General features: G+C 36.4%; 20 protein-coding genes, 9 tRNA genes and 1 rRNA gene. 18 read left to right on the top strand and 12 right to left on the bottom strand.

The window, feature by feature from the left end; translation table 11 throughout:
• Positions 1 to 118 precede the first annotated feature (118 nt).
• From rrf to BIV60_RS22250, 11 genes are all read left to right on the top strand, one after another.
• A 5S ribosomal RNA gene (rrf, locus tag BIV60_RS22300) occupies positions 119 to 234 on the top strand.
• Positions 235 to 244: 10 nt separating this feature from the next.
• Positions 245 to 336: transfer RNA gene (locus BIV60_RS22295), tRNA-Leu, on the top strand.
• Positions 337 to 341: 5 nt separating this feature from the next.
• Positions 342 to 430: transfer RNA gene (locus BIV60_RS22290), tRNA-Leu, on the top strand.
• A 62-nt stretch (positions 431 to 492) separates the two neighbouring features.
• A tRNA-Arg gene (locus BIV60_RS22285) sits at positions 493 to 569 on the top strand.
• A 3-nt stretch (positions 570 to 572) separates the two neighbouring features.
• A tRNA-Pro gene (locus BIV60_RS22280) sits at positions 573 to 649 on the top strand.
• 24 nt (positions 650 to 673) lie between these two features.
• Positions 674 to 750, top strand: a tRNA-Met gene (locus tag BIV60_RS22275).
• Between the two features lie 17 nt (positions 751 to 767).
• Positions 768 to 860, top strand: a tRNA-Ser gene (locus tag BIV60_RS22270).
• Positions 861 to 883: 23 nt separating this feature from the next.
• Positions 884 to 968 (top strand) — tRNA-Tyr (locus BIV60_RS22265).
• A 39-nt stretch (positions 969 to 1007) separates the two neighbouring features.
• Positions 1008 to 1078, top strand: a tRNA-Trp gene (locus BIV60_RS22260).
• Positions 1079 to 1091: 13 nt separating this feature from the next.
• Positions 1092 to 1173 (top strand) — tRNA-Leu (locus BIV60_RS22255).
• 334 nt (positions 1174 to 1507) lie between these two features.
• Positions 1508 to 2092: a tyrosine-type recombinase/integrase gene (locus tag BIV60_RS22250; RefSeq protein WP_071357919.1), complete on the top strand. Its 585-nt coding sequence runs from the start codon at positions 1508 to 1510 to the stop codon at positions 2090 to 2092.
• A 104-nt stretch (positions 2093 to 2196) separates the two neighbouring features.
• Here BIV60_RS22250 and BIV60_RS22245 read toward each other — a convergent pair whose 3' ends face one another.
• The 4 genes from BIV60_RS22245 to BIV60_RS22235 all read right to left on the bottom strand — a co-directional run bounded on the left by BIV60_RS22245 (position 2197) and on the right by BIV60_RS22235 (position 4249).
• A complete protein-coding gene (locus BIV60_RS22245) occupies positions 2197 to 2688 on the bottom strand; it encodes a hypothetical protein (RefSeq protein WP_071357918.1) in 492 nt (163 codons plus the stop codon).
• Positions 2689 to 3004: 316 nt separating this feature from the next.
• Positions 3005 to 3163, bottom strand: a complete 159-nt coding sequence (locus tag BIV60_RS30575; RefSeq protein ID WP_305728410.1) for a site-specific integrase — start codon at positions 3161 to 3163, stop codon at positions 3005 to 3007.
• Between the two features lie 292 nt (positions 3164 to 3455).
• Positions 3456 to 3815 carry an Arm DNA-binding domain-containing protein gene (locus BIV60_RS30570; RefSeq protein ID WP_071357917.1) on the bottom strand — a complete coding sequence of 120 codons (360 nt, stop codon included), beginning with the start codon at positions 3813 to 3815 and terminating at the stop codon, positions 3456 to 3458.
• Between the two features lie 110 nt (positions 3816 to 3925).
• Complete coding sequence (locus tag BIV60_RS22235; protein WP_071357916.1) at positions 3926 to 4249, bottom strand: DUF771 domain-containing protein; 324 nt, start codon at positions 4247 to 4249, stop codon at positions 3926 to 3928.
• Positions 4250 to 4629: 380 nt separating this feature from the next.
• Here BIV60_RS22235 and BIV60_RS22230 point away from each other — a divergent pair, with 380 nt between their 5' ends.
• Positions 4630 to 5403: a glycosyltransferase family 8 protein gene (locus tag BIV60_RS22230; RefSeq protein ID WP_071357915.1), complete on the top strand. Its 774-nt coding sequence runs from the start codon at positions 4630 to 4632 to the stop codon at positions 5401 to 5403.
• 560 nt (positions 5404 to 5963) lie between these two features.
• Here BIV60_RS22230 and BIV60_RS22225 read toward each other — a convergent pair.
• The 7 genes from BIV60_RS22225 to BIV60_RS22200 all read right to left on the bottom strand — a co-directional run bounded on the left by BIV60_RS22225 (position 5964) and on the right by BIV60_RS22200 (position 12975).
• Positions 5964 to 7217 (bottom strand): UDP-glucose dehydrogenase family protein, encoded by a 1254-nt coding sequence (locus tag BIV60_RS22225; protein ID WP_071357914.1) that lies wholly within the window; start codon positions 7215 to 7217, stop codon positions 5964 to 5966.
• Positions 7214 to 8314 (bottom strand): NAD-dependent epimerase/dehydratase family protein, encoded by a 1101-nt coding sequence (locus BIV60_RS22220; protein ID WP_071357913.1) that lies wholly within the window; start codon positions 8312 to 8314, stop codon positions 7214 to 7216. Before BIV60_RS22220 ends, BIV60_RS22225 begins: the two co-directional genes overlap by 4 nt.
• Positions 8315 to 8513: 199 nt before the next feature.
• The gene (gene rfbF, locus BIV60_RS22215; protein ID WP_071357912.1) at positions 8514 to 9299 is read right to left on the bottom strand and encodes a glucose-1-phosphate cytidylyltransferase; all 786 of its coding nucleotides are present in this window, start codon (positions 9297 to 9299) and stop codon (positions 8514 to 8516) included.
• A 550-nt stretch (positions 9300 to 9849) separates the two neighbouring features.
• Entirely contained in the window at positions 9850 to 10131 is a 282-nt protein-coding gene (locus tag BIV60_RS29265) for a hypothetical protein (RefSeq protein WP_141770528.1), read from the bottom strand.
• A 9-nt stretch (positions 10132 to 10140) separates the two neighbouring features.
• Positions 10141 to 10281 (bottom strand): transposase, encoded by a 141-nt coding sequence (locus BIV60_RS31155; protein ID WP_141770527.1) that lies wholly within the window; start codon positions 10279 to 10281, stop codon positions 10141 to 10143.
• A 250-nt stretch (positions 10282 to 10531) separates the two neighbouring features.
• A complete protein-coding gene (locus BIV60_RS29860) occupies positions 10532 to 10969 on the bottom strand; it encodes a hypothetical protein (protein ID WP_177177374.1) in 438 nt (145 codons plus the stop codon).
• 536 nt (positions 10970 to 11505) lie between these two features.
• Positions 11506 to 12975 carry a glycosyltransferase gene (locus tag BIV60_RS22200; RefSeq protein WP_071357909.1) on the bottom strand — a complete coding sequence of 490 codons (1470 nt, stop codon included), beginning with the start codon at positions 12973 to 12975 and terminating at the stop codon, positions 11506 to 11508.
• 389 nt (positions 12976 to 13364) lie between these two features.
• On the opposite strand from BIV60_RS22200, the gene BIV60_RS22195 reads away from it, so the two are divergent.
• The 4 genes from BIV60_RS22195 (at position 13365) to BIV60_RS22180 (ending at position 18167) form a co-directional block, all read left to right on the top strand.
• On the top strand, positions 13365 to 14336 hold the full coding sequence (locus BIV60_RS22195; protein ID WP_071357908.1) for an NAD-dependent epimerase/dehydratase family protein: 972 nt from the start codon (positions 13365 to 13367) through the stop codon (positions 14334 to 14336).
• Positions 14337 to 14364: 28 nt separating this feature from the next.
• Complete coding sequence (locus BIV60_RS22190) at positions 14365 to 14775, top strand: polysaccharide biosynthesis C-terminal domain-containing protein (RefSeq protein ID WP_071357907.1); 411 nt, start codon at positions 14365 to 14367, stop codon at positions 14773 to 14775.
• 1248 nt (positions 14776 to 16023) lie between these two features.
• Positions 16024 to 16830, top strand: coding sequence for a beta-carotene 15,15'-monooxygenase (locus tag BIV60_RS22185; protein WP_256218506.1), 807 nt, complete (start codon positions 16024 to 16026; stop codon positions 16828 to 16830).
• Positions 16831 to 17135: 305 nt separating this feature from the next.
• A complete protein-coding gene (locus tag BIV60_RS22180; protein ID WP_071357906.1) occupies positions 17136 to 18167 on the top strand; it encodes a S66 family peptidase in 1032 nt (343 codons plus the stop codon).
• A 140-nt stretch (positions 18168 to 18307) separates the two neighbouring features.
• On the opposite strand, the gene pdxR is transcribed toward BIV60_RS22180, so the two are convergent.
• Positions 18308 to 19708, bottom strand: a complete 1401-nt coding sequence (gene pdxR / locus BIV60_RS22175) for a MocR-like pyridoxine biosynthesis transcription factor PdxR (protein WP_177177373.1) — start codon at positions 19706 to 19708, stop codon at positions 18308 to 18310.
• 105 nt (positions 19709 to 19813) lie between these two features.
• On the opposite strand from pdxR, the gene pdxS reads away from it, so the two are divergent.
• Positions 19814 to 20698: a pyridoxal 5'-phosphate synthase lyase subunit PdxS gene (gene pdxS, locus BIV60_RS22170; RefSeq protein WP_071357905.1), complete on the top strand. Its 885-nt coding sequence runs from the start codon at positions 19814 to 19816 to the stop codon at positions 20696 to 20698.
• Position 20699: 1 nt separating this feature from the next.
• On the top strand, positions 20700 to 21290 hold the full coding sequence (pdxT, locus tag BIV60_RS22165; protein ID WP_071357904.1) for a pyridoxal 5'-phosphate synthase glutaminase subunit PdxT: 591 nt from the start codon (positions 20700 to 20702) through the stop codon (positions 21288 to 21290).
• The last annotated feature ends 125 nt before the right edge of the window (positions 21291 to 21415 follow it).

Genomic DNA, 21415 nt, shown 5'->3' with positions numbered 1-21415 from the left:
ATACTAATCGATCGAGGACTTAACCATAGTCTACGTAACAAATGAAGGTGAACTCGTTTTTACCGAAACTTCTTCTGCATTATCTAGTTTTGAGGGAATGATACCTCAAATTTAATAGTCTGGCAATAATGGCGAGAAGGTCACACCCGTTCCCATACCGAACACGGAAGTTAAGCTTCTCAGCGCCGATGGTAGTTGGGGCCTTGCCCCTGTGAGAGTAGGACGTTGCCAGGCTGTTTTATATGCGGGTGTGGCGGAATTGGCAGACGCACCAGACTTAGGATCTGGCGCCGCAAGGCGTGGGGGTCGCGGGTTCGAATCCCGTCTTCCGCTCCATATTTGCCGGGGTGGCGGAACTGGCAGACGCACAGGACTTAAAATCCTGCGGTAGGTGACTACCGTACCGGTTCGATTCCGGTCCTCGGCACCAAAGTTTTTTGTACTAGCAAAATAAACAAAGTTTTTACTAAAGCAAAATTATTTTCCATCAATGCGCCCGTAGCTCAATTGGATAGAGCGTCTGACTACGGATCAGAAGGTTATGGGTTCGACTCCTTTCGGGCGCGCCATAACGGGAAATAGCTCAGCTTGGTAGAGCACTACGTTCGGGACGTTGGGCTTGCAGATTCAAATCCTGTTTTCCCGACCATGCGAACAGTAAAATTTTATAAATGGCGGTGTAGCTCAGCTGGCTAGAGCGTACGGTTCATACCCGTAAGGTCGGGGGTTCGATCCCCTCCGCCGCTACCATTTATTTGAAAAATAGTGGAGGAATACCCAAGTCCGGCTGAAGGGATCGGTCTTGAAAACCGACAGGCGGGTTAAACCGCGCGGGGGTTCGAATCCCTCTTCCTCCGCCATTATTGACTTGATTATAATAGATGGAGGGGTAGCGAAGTGGCTAAACGCGGCGGACTGTAAATCCGCTCCCTCAGGGTTCGGCGGTTCGAATCCGTCCCCCTCCACCATAGTTTTTTCGCTTTAGCGAAAATAACTTTCCATAACTTAGGGGCATAGTTTAAAGGTAGAACTAAGGTCTCCAAAACCTTCAGTGTGGGTTCGATTCCTACTGCCCCTGTTTGTTTTATTTTGCCGGTGTGGCGGAATTGGCAGACGCGCACGACTCAAAATCGTGTTCCGTGAGGAGTGTCGGTTCGACCCCGACCACCGGTATCTAGTTTTTACGAAAGAAAAACGAGAATGCTCGTCATATCAACGTTTTAAGCGTTCCTGCTACGGTAGGGCGCTTTTTTCGTTGCCCCAAAGTCCGTCTACGAATAAGTTCAAATCTGACGAACCTGTTAATACGCAGTGGAGGTCGAACAAGTCGATGAGCAGGAGAAAAAACGTGTTAGATCAACGGGAAATACGGAATGGAAACGAAGGTGAAGAATTACGTAGAGTCGTTTGCATCAGCGTTGGATTTATTTCTGAAGGACTGTGAGATACGGAATTTACGTCCACATACATTACGGTACTATCAGAACAGGAGATTAACGTTGAAACGTTGTCGCCAGTTGAGATAACACAGGAGCATATTCGGGAAAACGTTATAGCGTATATGCGTCAGCAAAAGGGTTTACGGATAGTGACGATTAATACACGCTTACGAGCCTTGCGAGCGTTCTTCAACTATCTTCATAAGACGAAACATATTCCGCATAATCCGTTTGAGGGAATTACGTTGCTAAAGGATAGAAAGACCGTCATAGCGACTTTCACCTCAGAGCAACTTAATAAACTGTTTAAGCAGCCAGACCTTAGGACGTTCACCGGAGTCCGTGATTATACGATTCTAATGTTGTTATTGGAAACGGGTGTACGTGCTAACGAATTGGTCGGAATCACGCTCGAGGACATTTTATGGGAAGATGATTTAATCGTCATCAGACAAGCTAAAAGTTATCGTCAACGACAAGTACCGATTACCAAACCGATGCGACAGCAACTGAAAAAATACTTGGCGATTCGAGGAAGTATCGAAACGAACGCTTTGTTCGTCACAGTCGATAATAATCCGTTATCTAAACGTATAAATAACTATTCCCTCGAAAAGACAAATCCGTTTCAAAAAATTATTTCAGATTTCTAAATCTCGAAGGTGTTGTTAAACAAACGGTGCAGGGAGTTAAATAGAAAAAAGAAAGGACGACTGTATCAAGCAATCGCCTTCCATTCTGTAGATTGTTTCGTTATCTAAAGTGTAACCACGATGGTGCCGTTTACTGGGACTTGGGCTGGACCGGTTACATCAATGTCTGCATTAACAAACAACGCATGAGGAAAAGCCACCCCTGCATCGTCAAAAGCCAAATCTGGTCCACCGCCAAATATTGTCCCAGCAATCACTTCAACACTTAGTTTGTTTCTCTTTTCGTTTCGGTCAATATCTCCCCAAAATGAAAACCGCCATGTTCCGAAAGCTGCTGGAGAAGCGGGACCAGTTACTACGATGACGAGGCTATGATGTGGTTGAACAGTTACTTTCCAGAAGCCATTTGGTGGTGACGAAACTTCCGGGTTTTGAACGCCAGGAGCTACCCCAGGAGAGGAAAATTCAATCAAAAATTTCGCAGTAAGCGGTTTTGAACTCGGATTTTTAAAGTAGATGTTGATCATCGTATTGTTATCTGGTGTTTGGTTATCCACGGGCACATGAAATACACCAGTTGTAATTGCCTTTACCATTCTATCACCTCCTCCATTATCGATATTATTATTAGATGTAAGGAAGGACAAAATTGCTTGTACACTAATCTAATAATATATCTTTTGGACAGCCCTTCCTTTAAAACTTAAATGTAACCTTTTGGGTATTTTGTTACATTGGTCGAAATGATAGAACTTGCCCATTTTTCACAGGTTATGACAATGTGAAAATAAAGACGGGGGTGGCGTTATTCCGTTCGCCACATCAAAGGTTCGAAAAGGGTTTATGAGCTTTTTTATTTTTTTGGACTATACGATAGAAATCGATAGAATTTCAAATCATTTTACACATTTTTTACACAATCATCTGCTCAAAGGTCTTCATACTAAGCTGTTCATCCTCAATTCGTAATTCTTTAAGAACATGTGTATACACTTTTAATGTTGTCTCGATATCACCGTGTCCCAGGCGTTCACTTACATAATGAATCGATGCTTTTTTATAGAGCAATATACTGCCATGCGTATGTCTTAATCCATGAACAGTGACGGAATGAATTTTTAATTCATCTAATAATTTATTATTAACTTATTGGCATTTGTATTGCTAATGACTTTGTATTTAGAAGATGGACTGAAGAACACTAATTGGCTTAGATTAGTTGGTGTTGATTTAAACAAGTTCTTAAAGTGATTCATGGTAACCGGATCCATTTTTATAAGGCGATTGGATTGTTCATTTTTAGTAGGGCCGAATCCTTCAGGGGAGTTCTTCTTGAACCCTAGGTTGCGACTGTTTCTTTTGCTTAGTCCTTACCAATCCAGTTCAAGAACAACTGATAGTCCTGCCTTTTAATGTCTTGAATAGGCTTATCTTGAAAATAATCCTTAACAGCCTTTAACGAATACTTATAATGCTCTAATGTTACTCGACTAACTTTTGGTTCTTTGAACAGTGTGATCCAATTCTCAAAATAATTATCTAATGGAATCTTTTTAAGTATGGGAATCAAACACTTTGCTAATTGAGCTTCAACTTCTGCTGCTGCAATTTGTGCTTCCTTTTTAGTAGGGAATCCACCTTTTCGAATTGGGCTTTGTTTTCCATTCACAGTATGACTGACAGTATATTGATAAGTTTTTCCTCGCTTTTGTATGCTTGCCATTCCTTCACCTTGTTGTATATCTATAGAAGGATGACCAGGCGAAATAACGGTCACCCTTATAAAAAAATTTGTTAGCTATTTGTATAGTCAAAAGAGACAAGTGAAATCGTTTATGATTCTAAAAATATTGCTTGGAAATTCTTATCGAGAAATTCAGCCATTCTTGATGCATGAAAAGACCATGTTTGTCCTTTACTTTTGGGATAAAAAGCAAAGCCGCCGTATTCGATATCGAGTACTTTTCGATGTCTTTCGGGATACAGAATATGTTCCTTTATCCAATCATGTTTTTTATTTGTTCGTCTTTCAAGATCTTTCATTGACCAATAAGTTCCTGTAAGTTCGTGTTGTTTTAGTTCTTCAAATTCAAGCTTTGTAATAAGAACAAATTCGGATGGAAATTGAATAACAACGTTTGTTGAAATTTCTTGCATTTAAATTTCCTCCCTCAAAATCCGTTAAATTATGATACTTACGTTCGTGTGTCTTTGGGAAGGTTATCCGCTTTTATCAGCTATAGTGAATTTTTTTGAAATGAACGTAAATTTTTCAAATAAAAAAGCGCAATCATAGACCATAAGAAAAAGATAGTAAATAAACCACGACTTGAAGTAAGAAGTAGTTAGTTACTATATTTAATTTCTCATGCGCCTCTGGTTGCGCGTTATCAAATGTGTTTTTTTAATAAACTTTCAATTGTGTATGATAAAAATATTTTTGTCCTTGTCGTACTTTCCCCTATAGGCGGGAACAAACACACATTTTAATGACCTACATAATATATGACTATGACAAATCATTGAGGTGACTCAAAATGTACATTGTTACGGCATCAAGTGATGATTATGCTAAATACTTAGGAGTAATGTTAAATTCATTATTGGAAAATGTTCAAAACAAACCTGATATAAACATTTTTATTATTGATGGAAATATTTCTGATAAAAATAAATTGAACCTTAAAGGTGTTGTAGAAAGGTTCAATTTACAGGCTAAATTTTTGACAATTGATGACAATATTTTTAATTCTTTTGAGAACCGTAAAATAAGTTATATTAGTAAAGAGACCTATTATCGGATTCTCATACCAGACCTATTAAGTAAAGATATAACTAAAGCCATTTATTTTGATTGTGATCTTATAGTGAAAGAAGACATATCAAAGTTATGGAATAAGAATATTGATGACTATTTCTTAGCAGCAGTGGATGAAGGAAGTTCCCAACGTAGAAGAAGAAGGCTATCTTTACCCGCGAATTCTGGTTATTTTAATGCTGGTGTCTTGCTGATCAATTTACAAAAGTGGAGAGACCATAATATATCTACGAAAGTTATCCAATATATAAAAAATAACCCTAAAAAAATAAAAATTATGGATCAAGATGCATTAAATGCTATTCTACACGATAAGTGGCTAAAACTGGACCCTAAATGGAATTACACAACTGAGATTAGAAAGAGTATTCCTATTGATTACCCGGCTATTATTCATTTCACCGGTAAGAATAAACCCTGGAATTCTGAGCATGAATTTAAGCAGGAATATTTAAAATACCTAAGTTCTTCTCTATGGGCACCGGAGAACTAATGAAACTTAAACACTCCTTTGATACACTCCAGGCAGGGAAATAAGAAGCAAATGAAGGGATCCTTATGCTAGCTGCATAGCTTGGATCTGTTCATTTTTCCAACATTAAAATTCTTTCATGTAATTTTTATTTTAGATCAAATTTATCACCATCTGCTTTTCGAATCCAATTGTATGTTTTTATATCAAATGGGTGAGCAAAAATCATATTTAAAAATAGATTCTCCGTATTCTTCAATTAGTTTGTGACATCTAGGACATTTCGTATCTTTTGCCTCAGAGTAAAATCACTGTCATTTCTTTTATTATTACTCCCATCACCAAAGTACTCTAGGAATGAATAAAATTTTAAAGTTCTCGGTTCTAACCACTCTTTATGAAGAGAATTATCCCTTACTCTTGCCATCACTAAAAACGGTTCTATCTCCTTTATCGTTTAAAGGTTTAACCATGTTTCCCTCGCTGTTAACCATATTGAAGACTTTTTAGGGGGTACCCTCATGCTCCTTCATGTATTCTCCCCATTCTCATAAATTAAGAATGATATCGACATTTCTGATCTAACTATAAATATAGCGATAGTCAAAAACATTCTTCTTTTTAATGGACTCCTCGTTCTGTATAAATTCATCCCACGCTGTTAAAATTACAACATGATCAACTCTCGAAAGCAGTGATTGCTGGCTGGAAGAATATTCAATAGGAAGATTATATGCTTCTTTAAATTCTTCTATTGCCATCGGGTCATAAGCGATAATATTCTTATATCCTCGTTGTATTAAGCATTCAATGATTGCCTTTGCCGGTGTGTCTCTTATGTCATTTGAATTTGGCTTAAATGCTAAACCGAGAATCCCTATATTTTCTTTCCTATCTGCTTTTCCTGCTATATCGCTAACAACAAATTCTTTAATGGTTTCATTTACTTTTAAGGTACTTTTTAGTAGTTCTGGGGAATAAGAGTTTTTTAATGACTGGCTAACCAATGCCATAGTATCTTTAGGAAGGCAATAACCGCCAAATCCACAACCCGGGTAAACATATGAGGTCATGTTAGCCGGGGTGCCAAACCACCTTTTATCGAGATGTAAAACTTGAAAGGCTTTTTTTATATCAATATCCCCTATGGACCTGGCGATTAATGACTGTTCATTAGCGAAACTAATGAGAGTTGCCAACATTGTGTTAGATAAATACTTAATAAATTCAGCAGTATTTAAAGTAACCCGATAAATCGGAGCATTAAACGATTGATAAATTTTCTCTGCTATCTGTCCGCTTTTATCTTCTTCCTGACCGATTACAATTCGATCTGGATTTATAAAATCGTCCCAGGCATATCCTTCTCTTAAAAATTCAGGATTATTAGTTAAGCCAATATCAACGCCAACCTTAAAACCTAGCTTTTCTATATATGGTTTAATACCTTCGCATGTTGTTGATGGAGGAATAGTGGATTTAAGCACTAATACCTTAAAATCCGGCTTTTTTATATAGGCAGTTACACTTTTAATCGCATCAAAAATATAGCCTAAATACGCACTTCCATCTGTTTCGCTCGGAGTTCCTACACAAAGAAAGATAATTTCACTATTGTTTACAGCTTCCTTTAAATCATCAACAATAGTAAAACCTTTGTTTAAATGCTGTTTTAATTTCTCATCAAGATAAGGTTCATAAAAGGGAATATTCCCTTTTCTCAAATGCTGTTTCTTTTTTTGATCAATATCATAGCCATATACATGATACCCTTTATCACTAAACCCTAAAGCAGTTGTCAATCCAACAAAACCAAGGCCAATTACAGTAATCAATGAATCTCTCCTCCTTCTTTTAAAAATGTCAGAAAGCGGTATACGCCTTCCACTACAGAAATAGAAGGGGAATAATTCAAAAGTTTTCCAGCCTTTGAAATATCGGGGCATCTTCTTAATGGATTATGTGTTAAATAGCTTTGTTCCTCAGATTCTCTAAATTCTATTGATGGATTACAATCATAAATGGCTGATCCCGCGTCTTTATAAATTTCAGCCAATTCTTTTATTGAAATTTCCGGATTATCGATTCCTATATTAAAGTAGTCAAAAGGTTCATATAGTAATGCTTTTAAATATCCGGTGATTGCATCTGTCACATAACAAAATGTTCGTGTCGGGTTACCATCGGAATACATGATCAGCTTCTTATTTTCAACAATTGCTTTCGCAAAATCAGCCGGTACCCGCTTATCATTAAGCCTCATTCCGGGTCCATAATTGTTAAATGGCCTGACAATTGAAATCGGCATTTGAAATTTTTCAGCATATAAGTAACATAGTGTCTCTCCAAATCTTTTTGCCTCGTCATAGCATGCTCGTGGCCCTATCATGGCCACATTTCCTCTGTAATCCTCAGAAGTTGGAATATAGTTCGGAAATGGATCACCGTAAACCTCACTGCTGGAGAAAAACAAAAATCCTTTAATGTCTCTTTCCTTATAAAAATCCAGTAAAGCTCTTAGCCCTAATACATTTGCATCAACGGTTTCAAGTGGATATTTTCTATAGAAGGTTGGCGAGGCAATTGAAGCCATGTGGATAATAAAATCAACGTTGTTAATTTTTTCAGTATCAAATATTGAAAATCGAGTAATATCAAAAGGGTAAAGTTCTATCTTATTATTCGATTTGCTTAAATCCGTAATCCATTTAGGTTTCCCCAGTTTAAAATTGTCAATTCCAATAATCTTTCTAATGCCAAGTTCATCCGAATAGTCTGATAAAAATGACATAATATAATAGCCCAGGAATCCTCCGCATCCGGTAATAAGAATAGATGAATCCTTAAGTTTTTCTTTTTCGGACTGTCTAAGATTACTAAAGATATACTGAAGATCTGTGAAATATATCGTAGCGTTTCTAGCTTTCTGCATGCTCCCTCACCCTAATTTTAGTTATTTAAAAATGTCATCATAAGTAAATCACGAATTTTTACAATTTATCTTTGATCTACCTAAGATTTAATCCCTGGGATACCATGAGCTTTCACCAAGTTTCTTGGTTCACTATTGTTTCTTTATATAAAATTATTTCGAATCTGGATGTAGTATTTAAAAGTCATTAGACACACTTTTATGTTTTATCCCCTATCTGCCAAGGACAATTTCCTGAAGCCCAAATCTCTTCTAAATAATTCTTATCCCGCAAGGTATCCATCGGATGCCAAAAGCCAGTATGCTTAAAGGCCATTAATTGCCCATCCCTGGCAAGGTCTTCTAATGGCTCCTTTTCAAATACCGTTTGATCCTCGTTGTTTAAGTAGTTAAATATTTCTGGTTGCAGTACAAAAAAACCGGCATTGATCCAGCCACTATCTCCTTGTATTTTCTCCTGAAATTTTTCTACTTTTTGTTCGGAATTCAACGATAAAACTCCAAATCTGCCTTGGGGCTGTGTCGCAGTTACTGTAGCAAGCTTCCCATGGGAGATATGAAAGTTAACCAATTCTTTTATATTAACATCGCCAACACCATCTCCATACGTTAGCATAAAAGGCTCATTGCCAACATACTTCTGCACTCTTTTGATACGGCCACCTGTCAGTGTTTTTAAACCTGTTTCAACCAAGGTTATCTTCCACGGTTCGGCAGAGTGCTGATGGATAATACATTTATTTTTCTTTTGAAAATCAAAGGTTAAATCAGAATTATACAAGAAATAGTTTGCGAAGTATTCTTTGATAACATGGCTTTTATATCCCAAACAGATAATGAAATCGTTAAAACCATTTCTAGAATATATTTGCATAATATGCCATAAGATTGGCTTGCCACCAATCTCTATCATCGGTTTTGGTTTAAAGTGTGTTTCTTCACTTATTCTTGTCCCAAATCCTCCCGCTAAAATTATGACCTTCATCAAAACCCTCCCCGTTTTACTTCTTATTACTTTTGTGATTTCATTGAACAAAGAGCTCATTATCAATTGACTTATTTTCTTGCATTAGGACTTATCAATAATACAAAGTCAATTTGATGATTCGCATAACAATGCTCCTGTGTAATAGCTGTTTTAATTTGCACTATGTTTAGAACATCTCCATAATGCTTGCAATTTGTTTCTATAGTATATTGCTCACTCCCGTAATCGTATGGACATATAACCAAGTAAAAATGCTCATTTTAAATATTTAAATAAAAAAAACAAGATGGAGCGTTATTGCTGGAAATAATCAGCGTAATAAGGAGAAATTATATTTTTAAAACAGGTGAACATTTGTCGAAATGTACGCTTGTCTTACGCTCTGATTTAACTGATATCCGAGCGACGGTTTATAAAAGGAATGCTAGAATGAGAAGTTTCCCAGGTGGATTTAATAACCCGGAATCAGGATCGGTTTTGGGGACGGACACTATTTTTGTAGTAGATTCTTTCGGTTTTCTCCAAGCTTTTTTCGGCCAGTGTTTTCTCATTTCTTTTGCAATTCTTTTTCAAGCTTTTTTGCCTCTTCTTCAAGAGTATATAAATACTGGGAAGGTGTCTTCTCAACCTTTTTCATTTTATCCTTAGAAGCGCTGGCTTTTATATGGGTAGAATCTGTCACAACGGTTTCACCTGTGACCAATCCTTTTTCAATGCATAGTGACACAATGTGTTCGAAGATCTCTTGGAACACGGTACTGTCTTTGAACCGTCTTCGACGATTTTGACTAAAAGGAGAATGGTCGGGAACTCGATCAGTTAGATCCATTCCTAAAAATCATCTAAAAGCAAGATTTAAACGAACTTCCTGTTCACGTTCGCGTTCTAGATCAATATTAAAAAGGTCGCCTATAAACAACATCTTGAAAAGGAGAACGGGAACCAAAGACTTCCGCCAAGTTTCGAATAAAAGCACCATTTATCGTATATAAAAGAGAATTCGATTTTTTCCAATATTAAACTGAGAAAATGATAAGAAAGAACGAAATCATTCAAATCAATAAACTCCATTTTGCTTTGGTACCATCATTGCGTCCCATCATAGAAATCCCTCCAATAAAAAAAACTGTATAGAAAAATTCTATACAGATTAAGAAATTCCTTTTCGATTGTCAACAGCCCCTTAGGGACTTTTTTTTATGTGTCCATTATTTAATATGCCGGGAGGTTCAGTCATTGCTATATTTATAGTAATGTTTAGCTTTTTTTCGACTTCTCCTTATCCTTTGGGCAAATCCATAGGTGAAGGTATCATCAATGGACTTTACCCTCCCGATTGCTTTTTGAATTTCTCTTATATAGGGAATGTAAATATGATTTATTGTATCTTCGTTCACCCTAGAATACTTACATAAGTCAAACTCGCCTTCGTTTAATATAACAAAACCGGAAAAATGATAAACAATCAGTAAATCATCATTGATAAATACCTCACCGTTCCTAACGTTAAAATCGGGGGTGCTTTCATAATTTCCTACATTCCATGGTCCTATATTGATTCCTGAGTTGTGTGATATAATAACATCTGAAAACAAATCAGGCCATTTATTCAAATACCCCTGGTCTGTCCACAGATCCCCATCATGCCGATGAAAACACCATTCCAAACACTTCGTTCTCCACCATTCAAGGCATTGAAAAGCATTTGAATCTCTCTTAAAACCTATTAACCCTGCCTGATATGTGCCTGAATCTTTAATATTTTTAGCAAGTCTTTGTTCGCATATAAAAATGGATCCACCTCGCCACTCATTAAGGATCGGTTTTGGATCTGAGTAGAAATATAAATCCCCGTCAATATACATTAAGGAGTTAACAAATTTATAATTACTCAGGATGTATAGTACAAGGGGGGATTTTAATGTAAAACTATACTCATGTGGTGTTCGAGACTTTTTTACGGAAAGAAGCTGCTCATCTTCAATGCTCTCTAGTGGAATAAGGGTTACATTCCTTAAATCCATCCTTTTGAGCAATTGAAGAGAAATATCATCCAAGCAGCATATCCAGAGGTGAAAATTCTTTGCGTCCTTTTCTAAGGAATTGTAGAGCGCTAGACCCTTAAATATATACTCTTTTCCAAAAATTGTGCAAAAATGGTAGCATTCCATAATGTATATTGAATCTCCCTAACTATATAAAATTAATCATAACACCCATTTATACATTTTTTCCTCCACGCACTAAGTTTCTTAAATGCCTTTTTATTACGTTTAAATCCGATTAAGCTGGGCATATTGATTCCATAATCCTGTTGGGCATTCTGATCATTTTCCTTCTCCCAAATAAAAACTGGATGTTTATCCCATTTGGTGAAAGCGTTTGTCACATTAGTAACAAAACGTGCGTCCGGATCAGCATATATCATATAGTGGATATTATAATTGTTCTTTAAAATGTAAGATATCAATGGTGCCTTAATAGTCAAACGGTACTCAGATGCATTGCGGGTATCCTTAACGTTTAAAAGTTCCTGATCCTCAATATTCTTAATATCTATTACAATTATATTTTCTAATTCCATTTTAACCAGTGTATTATAGGTGATATCATCCAAGCAGCATATCCAGAGACAAAATCCGTTTGTATGCATTTTTAGCGAATTGTAAAGATCCAAGACTTCAGACAAACCATTCTCACTGATTATTGTACAGAAGTTAAACTTATCCACGTTTCCATTTATATTACTCGCCAGATTGAAGTAATTCACAATTCTCCCGTTTGGAGTCTGTTTATGATAAAAATCCCTATCGATATAAGAAATGCTATCCATTACCTCATTACATGCTTGAATATAAGGAACAAATAGCCATTGTACAATCTTATCCTTGGGAGATTGGCCATGTGCACATAAATCAAACTCATTTCGATTAAAATATTTGAATCCATAGTAGTGGAATAATATTAGTCTATCTCCATTGATATACAAATTATCATCGTCTGCGGTAACCTTTCTATCACGGACGATAAACAGGTTGGCGTTAATTCCAAGGTTTCCTGCAACACCAACATTCTCAAACCTGGTTACCCAATCATTTACGTACATCTGGTCGCTCCATCTGCCTTTTTCCGGTTTATCAAAGCACCATTCAATCAACTTTTCTCTAAACCATTGAAGACAGAGAATGGCATTTTGATCTCTTTTGAATCCCATGAAACCAGTATTATAAACTCCATATTTCTTACTTAACCCTTTATATTTTCCTTTATATTGCTCCTCTGTTAGAAATATGGAGTAATTGCCCCACTCATCAAATATAGGTTGGGTATCTGAAAGAAAAGCTGTATCACCGTCCAACCATATAATATGGTCCAGCTCCGAAAAATGATTTAATAGGTATATCATAATTGATGCCTTACTTGACCAAATATATTCTTTATCATTACGTGTGCTTCTTATATTTGCCAATTCCCAATCTTCATTTTCTATATCTTTCATACTTATCAATGTTGCGTTACGCAGTTCCATGTTTTCTAATAAGTTTTTCACTTCATCTTGTACACATATAATAAAGAAATGAAAATCCTGATCATATTTTTGTAAAGAATTATATAAGACCAGTCCTTTATAAATATAATCCTTGCTATAGGTTGAACAGTAATAATGTGTCAAAACCTTAACACCCCACAATATTGCAAGTATAGTACACCTTGTATTTATACCCTCTCGTTCAAAGCACTATTTTAGAATATGTTGCGGTAAAAAAATTGTTACGAAAAAATCATATTCAATTTATAATTGGTGGCCCGATTTTGGAAATTCCATTAGCAAAAGGCTTTTATACTCATAGTATTAATTGACAATAGAAAAGTATATCCATAATGATCAAACAATCTTAGTAAATAAACCATTAAGATACCAAGTACTGGATAATCTAATGGCGGTTTATCAATGTGAGGGATTATGGCAATCTATTGAGACAATGGTGGATTTCCAAAACCGATCAATAATGGACAAATGTCGGCCATGGGTTAAATTGTATAGAAGTGGAGATGTGAACTATGAAGGGTGATTTTTCCAATAAAAGAGTTTTAATTACTGGAGCTAGCGGATTTATAGGATCCCACCTAGTTAGAAGGATGGTTGAGGAAAATGCTGAAGTAGATATTTTAGTAAGAGAACATTCTGATTTATGGCGGATTGATAGCCTTTTAAAAGACATTAATATCCATCGGGCTGATTTAAGGGACTCTGAAAAAATAGATGTCAACATAAGAAAAATAAAGCCTGATTATGTTTTTAATATGGCGGCTTACGGTGTTGATTCAAGACAAAAAGATTATTATATTGCAGCAAATACCAATATCATAGGCACAATGAATATGCTAAATCCTTTGATTTCTATTGGATGTAAAAAGTTCTTAAACATCGGTACGTGTATGGAATATGGAGATAAGAAAGAAATAATTAAAGAAAATACTCACTTAGAACCATTCAATATTTATGGAAGCACTAAAGCTGCTAGTACTATTTTGGCACACCAAATTGCTGGAGAAAACAATATTGATATAGTTACTTTGAGGGCTTATGGGATTTTTGGAGAAAATGAAGGAAGGCATAAGTTTTTTCCCCATATTATCTTATCAATTCTAAATAATGCAGATGTTGATTTGACAGGTTGTGAGCAATACAGAGATTATTGTTATATAGAGAATATAATCGATGGTTTTGTTTTGGCTGCTCAAAATGATGCAATTAAAAACGAGATATTTAATATAGGTACTGGGAGAATTCATCAGTTAAAACACTATGTTGACAAAGTTTATGAAAAAATGAAAACGGTTAAGAAGCCTAATTACGGAGCTATCCCCTACAGGACAGGAGATGTCTGGAAGCCCCATCCTGATATTAATAAAATTCAAAAATTCTTAGGATGGGAGCCTAAAATAGGTTTTTCTGAAGGTCTGGATAGAACAATTCAATGGTATGAAATAAACAAAGATAAATTTATGAAAAATGAATCTCGGAACTAACTCCTACAAATTTTTTCGGAAAGTCGTGATGTTTATGGGTAAATTAGGTGAATTTATCAATATCGATCCCTATCAAGATAAAAGGGGTATGCTAAAAAAAATAATCAAGAAAAGTCAACTGCAGGATAGTAGTGAAGTCGGGGAAGTATATTTGCTTTACTCAAACCACAATAGTGTTAGAGGAAATCATTATCACAAGAATACTTTCGAGTATTTCACGGTAATAAGTGGTAAAGTAAAGGTGGCTTTGAAGGATTTGTCTCAAGGGGTACGTGAGGAGTTTTACATGTCTGCCGATGACAATGTTGTACTAAAGATACCTCCCTATATGGTACACGCTTTTAAGAACGAGTACATTGATCCGTTGATCATTCTTGCTGTGTCATCAAAAGAGTACAGTGATACCGATACTGACACATATATTGAGGAAATTCTTTAACTATATGTAATGTAAATGTCAATTAAATTTTAGGCCATTTAGTGGTTAGATTTTAGGCTTCCTTGGTAATACGTATAGCAAACTATTCTACTTGTTATTCTTTACTGTGTGTTAAATTCTTCTAATCCTTACTGATTTCTTAATGGGATAAAGCTTTATAAAACAAGCGTGAACTCACCAACACCCCTTGTGTTGCCACATACACTCCGCACATTTGGAGAACGGAAACAAATAAAGGAAGTAAAACTTTCCAACTACGTCATAAATTTATTCAAAGATTTTTACACAAATTTTACACATAGTCATTGCTAAATCCTATTAAATCAATACTTTGACCGTTATTTCGACCCCGACCACCGGTATCAGAACATCGCTTGCCAATGCGATGAAATCAACGTTTCTTACTCTTTGTAAGGAACGTTTTTTATTTATCTAAAATACGATTCTTATAAAAATATCGTGTACATAAAATCGTGTGCGTACCTTGTCATTAAATAGGGAGGTATTAAATTTTCCAAGAAGATTATTTAAATATCATATAATCACGCGTTAACTTAACGACTTAATAATTAAATTTATAAGAAGTATGGTAGGTTTGTTGGTGTGAAATTCCCTGGACATTGTACTATTGATGTTTAAAAATGCTTGGATTTATATTTTAATTTACAACGATTATCACCCAATGTTAATGTTCCCTACAATCCACTTAATATTTTTATTAATGTATTTTAGAAGGATAATTCTATCGGTGAATCTCTGATGCAGCATTATGCTTTAATAACCGCAGTGTATTCTGCACACTAACTTGTTCTGCAAGTCTTTTCATGGCAGGGTTCTTTTGTATGATTTCGATCATAATATCAAAATATTCATTAATCATTTTTGCCATTTTAAAAAGGGAAGGACAAAATCCAACACGTTAAAATCAGCATGGAAACGATAGGCCAATATATATTAATAGGTAATATATGGTATGATCGAAGAAAAAAGGGAAGGGTGACCGCTATGGTGTTAAAAAGAACTCTAAACCGAAATTTTTTGTTGATCTTGCTTCTGTTTGTTTTATCTGCAAATTATTCTTTGTACCATACTGAATTTGGTAATCTAGCATTACCTGAAAATACAGATATTATAGTTGTGGCTTCCATGATTGATTTGGCATTCATTGCTCCTGTTTTATTTTTGGCATGGAAACGAAAATTGAATTAGAAAAATATGATTTTGGGAGTCGCTGGCGGGCTTGTCTTAGTGCGCTTTTTGATTCCGATCAAGTATCTGGCTCCATTTGAAGCTGTGACATGGGCAGGGTTTGCTGTGGAAGGCGGCCTATTGTTGCTGGAAATCCTGGTTCTGGGTTCGTTATTTATCTATTTGCCGAGAATAGTCCGGACCGTAAAGGAAAGTAATCTGCCGGTAATCTTTTCCTTTTCAAACGCAATAGAACAACAGGTCAAATCCAATCCAATAATCCGAGCCATTTGTTCAGAAATGCTCATGTTTTACTACGCTTTTGCATCCTGGAGAAAGAAACCGCATGTCGGTCCAAACGTATTTACTTTGCATCAACAATCCAGTTTAATCGCGTTTCAAATAATGCTGATTCACGCGACTGTTCTTGAAATGGCTGGTCTTCATTGGATGTTTCACGATAAGTCTGCTGTGTTATCAATCATTATACTGGTCCTCAACGTTTATACCGTTATTTTCTTTATAGGTGATATTCAGGTTGTACGCCATAACCCACTGCTGGTAACGGAGGAGAGCATTTATATTTCACTCGGTTTGATTAAGCGGATGGAAATAAAGTGGTTTGACATTGATGAAGTGATCGATGAACCGGAACACTTAAACGAAAAGCGCTCCAAAGATACAATTGAATTCATGGCTCGTGATTTTGAACCTGTTCAGCCCGATGTGATTTTAAAATTAAAGCGGCCCGCCGAAGCAACTTTGATCATGGGGATGAAAAAAGAATACTCAAAGGTAGCGATTCGGGTAGATGATCCAAATAAGTTTAAAGAGGTATTAAAAGGTAAAATGAAAAGTATGTGTTAAGTTTTAATACTTCTGAAGGGTCGAAGAATAGTGCCGGGAATAGCAGTAAGTCTGCCAAAATAATTGTCAATTATATCGAGTTTTGAACCCGCCTGTGAATTTTCAGGCGGGTATTATATGCAGTAAAAAGATTTTGAGACTCCTGCTAATAATTTGACATCCCTTTTTTTCATAAATTTAAAAATCAAATAAAATTTTTTGGATAATAGAAGTATGGATAATGTTTAATTAATGCCTTTTCCTTTTTATTTCAACAATGCACGCTGTATAATATCAGCGATTCGGATATAAAGGTGGGAATGTATATGTTAATAAAGCCTAATAAATTGCATCCCGGAGATCTTGTTGCGACAGTAAGTCCTTCTTGGGGAGGGGCAGGTGATCCTGAACTTAGGTGGCGGTATGAACAAGGTGTAAGGAGATTAGAAGAAATTTTTGGATTGAAAGTAACCCCAATGCCGAATAGTTTGAAAGGCGGAGACTATCTTTATAAAAATCCCCAAGCTCGTGCTGATGATTTGATGACGGCATTTAGTGATAAGAGTATTAAAGGTATCTTTACAAATATTGGCGGAGAAGAAAGTATTCGCTTACTTCCCTATATTGATTTTGATGTAATCCGCCAAAATCCGAAAATTTTTATGGGTTACTCTGATGCGACCATTTCCCATTTGTTTTGTCATAAAGCAGGGCTTTCTTCCTTTTACGGTCCAGCGATTTTGACTGATTTTGCAGAAAATGGTGAAATGGATCCGTACACGGTGGAAATGGTGAATCGAACACTCTTTTCAAATAAGATGATTGGTGAAATTCAACCGGCAAAAGCATGGACGAGCGAGCGTTTAGAATGGGTCGAAAAGAACAAGTACAAGCGGCGTACGATGCGGCAGAACGCAGGATATGAACTGCTTCAAGGATCAGGTATTGTACAAGGACGTTTGATTGGAGGGTGTTTGGAAGTATTGGAGTTTGCAAAAGGAACAGAACTGTGGCCAGAGGAAAAATACTGGGAAAATAGTATTCTTTTCTTTGAAACATCTGAAGATCAGCCAGAACCAACTTTTATCAGGTATTGGTTGCGAAATTATGCAGCACAAGGCATTCTCCAAAGAACGAACGGGATCATTTTTGGCAAACCACAAGATGAGAAGTATTATGAAGAATATAAACAAGAAATTCTTAAGGTTATGAAGGAATACTCTTTAGAAGATTTGCCGATTCTTTATAACTTAAATATTGGCCATACGGAACCGAAATTTATTTTGCCTTATGGAGCCTTGGCGGAAATAGATTGTAAGAAGGGGAAATTCTCGATTCTGGAAAGTGGAGTAAAGTAGTTGATACCTATTGATTTTAAATCTAGTGCCTGATCCCCTGTGAGTTAACGCTTTATTTCACTGGGGGTCAGGCACTGAAATCCATGGTGTTTTTCAATAAGCGAAGAGGACAATAAAAGCCAAAAGAACCGTCCCCATGGTCATGATTTTGAAATTCCCCAGCATTTCATTAATTGGTGAATTCCTTTTTCAATTTGATCGAATGGAATACCGCCAAAACCTAATAGAAAAGTTGGGGATTTATATTCAATTGGACTTAAAAGATAATCGCTTACTGGATAGATTGCAATATTGTCTTTTGCCGCAATCTGTTTTAGCTGATCTTCACTTTTTGATAGGGGGACAGAAATTAAAATATGCATTCCTGCCTGGTCTCCAGTGATTACGACATCAGGATAATACGTTTCAAATATTTGCGTTAATTTTTCATGTTTTTTTCGATAAATTTTCCGCATACGGTTTAAGTGCTTTGAAAAATAGCCATCTCTCATAAAGTTTGCTAATATATGTTGATCAAATCTCGGTACCGTTGCTGAGTAAAAACTAAATACCTCTTTATATTTTCGCAGTAAGGTTGAAGGTAATACAAAATAAGCAACACGTAATGAAGGCATTAATGATTTGGTAAACGTGCTTAGATAAATAACTTTATTGTTTTGGTCTAAACCTTGTAATGCAGGAATAGGTTTTCCTATATAACGAAACTCACTATCGTAATCGTCCTCAATAATGTAGCAATTTTCATCTTTTGCTGCCCAGTTTAATAGCTGCGTTCTTCTGGTTGCTGAGAGAACGGCACCCGTAGGGAATTGGTGTGAGGGTGTAATGTAAACAACATTGGCATTTGTTTTTTCAAGTTCATCCACTATTAAACCATCTTCATCAACCGGAATGGGGATGGCTCTATTTTCTAATTGTATTTTTGGAATTGCGGAATAGCCAGGATTTTCAAGGGCAAATTTTGAATCATTTTCAAGTAATCTGAGAATCATTGGAAGTAGATGTTCTGTTCCCGAACCAATTACAATTTGTTCCGGCTTACACACAATCCCCCTCGATTGATAAAGATATTTTGAAATTTCAGCTCTTAATGCGTATTCCCCTTGAGGGTCTCCAATTTGTAAAAACTCTTTTGAGCTACCATCATATAGATTTTTTGCATATTTTCGCCAAATTGAAAACGGAAATGAATCGGTATCAATTTTTCCTGGATGGAAGTCAAACTGATAGATTTTTTTCTCGACCGTCTCTACAGGCGTGTTTGAAAGCTCTTTTTCTATATAGGGTAATTCATCGATCTCTTCTACAAAAAATCCAATGCGAGGTTTCGATCCTACATAGCCTTCTGCAATAAGCTGGGCATAGGCAATTTCAATGGTTGTTTGACTGATATTTAAAAATTCAGCTAATTTTTTTTTGGATGGTAATTTGGTTCCAACTTCAATTTGTTTATGGATAATGGCGTCCTTGATCCCGATATAAAGCTGTTCATATAACGGTTTTGCAGTACTTTTATCCAACTTAAACATAAGCATATCCACCTGCAATCCCCCCAACTGACCACATTAATTTTTGAAAAATTGAACCTTTTCATAAAGTCAATTTCTATTATACTAATAATCATCAAAGAAATGGAGGTTATTTTTATGAAACAACTAGGAACTGAAAGAGTAAAACGTGGAATGGCTGAAATGCAAAAAGGTGGCGTTATTATGGATGTCATTAATGCCGAACAAGCAAAAATTGCAGAGGCTGCAGGTGCAGTAGCAGTTATGGCATTAGAGCGGGTACCATCCGATATTCGAAAAGCTGGAGGCGTAGCCCGTATGGCAGATCCTCGTATTGTAGAGGAAGTGATGAACGTTGTAACGATTCCAGTAATGGCAAAAGCACGTATTGGCCATATTGTAGAAGCACGTGTATTAGAATCAATGGGCGTTGATTACATAGATGAAAGTGAAGTATTAACACCTGCTGATGAAGAATTCCATTTATTAAAAAGCGATTTCACTGTACCTTTTGTTTGTGGGTGCCGTGATTTAGGAGAAGCTGCACGCCGTATTGGAGAAGGAGCTTCCATGTTACGGACAAAAGGTGAACCGGGAACCGGAAATATTGTAGAAGCTGTTCGTCATATTCGAAAAGTGAATGCACAAGTAAGACGCGTTGTTGGAATGAGCACAGATGAATTAATGACAGAAGCAAAAAATTTAGGAGCACCATTTGAATTATTACTAGAAATCAAAAAATTAGGGCGCTTACCAGTTGTAAATTTTGCAGCTGGCGGGGTGGCGACACCTGCCGATGCCGCTTTAATGATGGAGCTTGGAGCGGACGGTGTATTTGTAGGATCCGGTATTTTCAAATCGGATAACCCAGAAAAATTCGCACGTGCCATTGTAGAAGCAACAACGCACTATCAAGACTATAAACTGATTGCTGAAATCTCAAAAGAATTGGGAACACCAATGAAGGGTATTGATATTGCAACGCTAGATGCAAGTGAACGTATGCAAGAACGTGGTTGGTAATATGCTGAAAATTGGTATACTTGCATTACAAGGTGCAGTCAGAGAGCATATTAGACAAATTGAAGAGCTTGGTTGTGAGGCAATTCCTGTTAAATCGGTTGAAGATCTTAAAGAAATAAATGGTCTTGTATTACCTGGCGGAGAAAGTACAACAATGCGTAAACTGCTAGACCGCTACGATTTACTAGAACCCATTCGTGCTTTAGCCGAAAAAGGAATTCCGATGTTTGGAACATGTGCGGGTATGATTTTATTAGCAAATGAAATTGTTGGATATGATACGTCTCATCTAGGGTTAATGGATGTAGTGGTTGAACGGAATTCATTCGGACGCCAAGTAGATAGTTTTGAAGTAGATCTATCAATTCGTGGAGTAGGGGAAGATATTCCCGCTGTGTTTATTCGGGCACCGCATATTGTAGCAGCAGGTGAAAATGTGGAAATTCTAGCAAAACACGAAGAGCGTATTGTTTTAGCTCGAGAAGGCCAATTTTTAGGTTGTTCCTTTCATCCAGAGTTAACTGAAGATACTAGAATTATGAAGTATTTTATTGAAATGGTGCGAGAGGGCACAAAGGTTTTATCTCATTAGGGAAATGGTTTAAAGAGGTGCGTTCCTGTTCTTAGCAGGAACGTTTTTTTTGGGGGTCTTTTAATTAGGCTATTTTCGCATAGATTGTTGTTTTCGTATAAGTTCATCAACACGTATAACTAAAT

Origin of the sequence: Bacillus sp. MUM 116 (genome assembly GCF_001866655.1) — a bacterium.
Classification (GTDB): domain Bacteria; phylum Bacillota; class Bacilli; order Bacillales; family Cytobacillaceae; genus Neobacillus.
Note: the sequence above shows the minus strand (reverse complement) of the source record. Positions and strands in the feature narration are given on the sequence as shown.

What these genes read in the sequence shown, in the direction of transcription:
- BIV60_RS22190 (WP_071357907.1), top strand. Translation starts at nt 14,365, where the DNA reads ATGTTTATGGGTAAATTAGGTGAATTTATCAATATCGATCCCTATCAA.
- BIV60_RS22235 (WP_071357916.1), bottom strand. Translation starts at nt 4,249, where the DNA reads ATGCAAGAAATTTCAACAAACGTTGTTATTCAATTTCCATCCGAATTT.
- BIV60_RS22220 (WP_071357913.1), bottom strand. Translation starts at nt 8,314, where the DNA reads ATGCAGAAAGCTAGAAACGCTACGATATATTTCACAGATCTTCAGTAT.
- pdxS (WP_071357905.1), top strand. Translation starts at nt 19,814, where the DNA reads ATGAAACAACTAGGAACTGAAAGAGTAAAACGTGGAATGGCTGAAATG.
- BIV60_RS22180 (WP_071357906.1), top strand. Translation starts at nt 17,136, where the DNA reads ATGTTAATAAAGCCTAATAAATTGCATCCCGGAGATCTTGTTGCGACA.
- BIV60_RS22245 (WP_071357918.1), bottom strand. Translation starts at nt 2,688, where the DNA reads ATGGTAAAGGCAATTACAACTGGTGTATTTCATGTGCCCGTGGATAAC.
- BIV60_RS31155 (WP_141770527.1), bottom strand. Translation starts at nt 10,281, where the DNA reads ATGGTGCTTTTATTCGAAACTTGGCGGAAGTCTTTGGTTCCCGTTCTC.
- rfbF (WP_071357912.1), bottom strand. Translation starts at nt 9,299, where the DNA reads ATGAAGGTCATAATTTTAGCGGGAGGATTTGGGACAAGAATAAGTGAA.
- BIV60_RS22195 (WP_071357908.1), top strand. Translation starts at nt 13,365, where the DNA reads ATGAAGGGTGATTTTTCCAATAAAAGAGTTTTAATTACTGGAGCTAGC.
- BIV60_RS30570 (WP_071357917.1), bottom strand. Translation starts at nt 3,815, where the DNA reads ATGGCAAGCATACAAAAGCGAGGAAAAACTTATCAATATACTGTCAGT.
- pdxT (WP_071357904.1), top strand. Translation starts at nt 20,700, where the DNA reads ATGCTGAAAATTGGTATACTTGCATTACAAGGTGCAGTCAGAGAGCAT.
- BIV60_RS22230 (WP_071357915.1), top strand. Translation starts at nt 4,630, where the DNA reads ATGTACATTGTTACGGCATCAAGTGATGATTATGCTAAATACTTAGGA.
- BIV60_RS29265 (WP_141770528.1), bottom strand. Translation starts at nt 10,131, where the DNA reads ATGGATCTAACTGATCGAGTTCCCGACCATTCTCCTTTTAGTCAAAAT.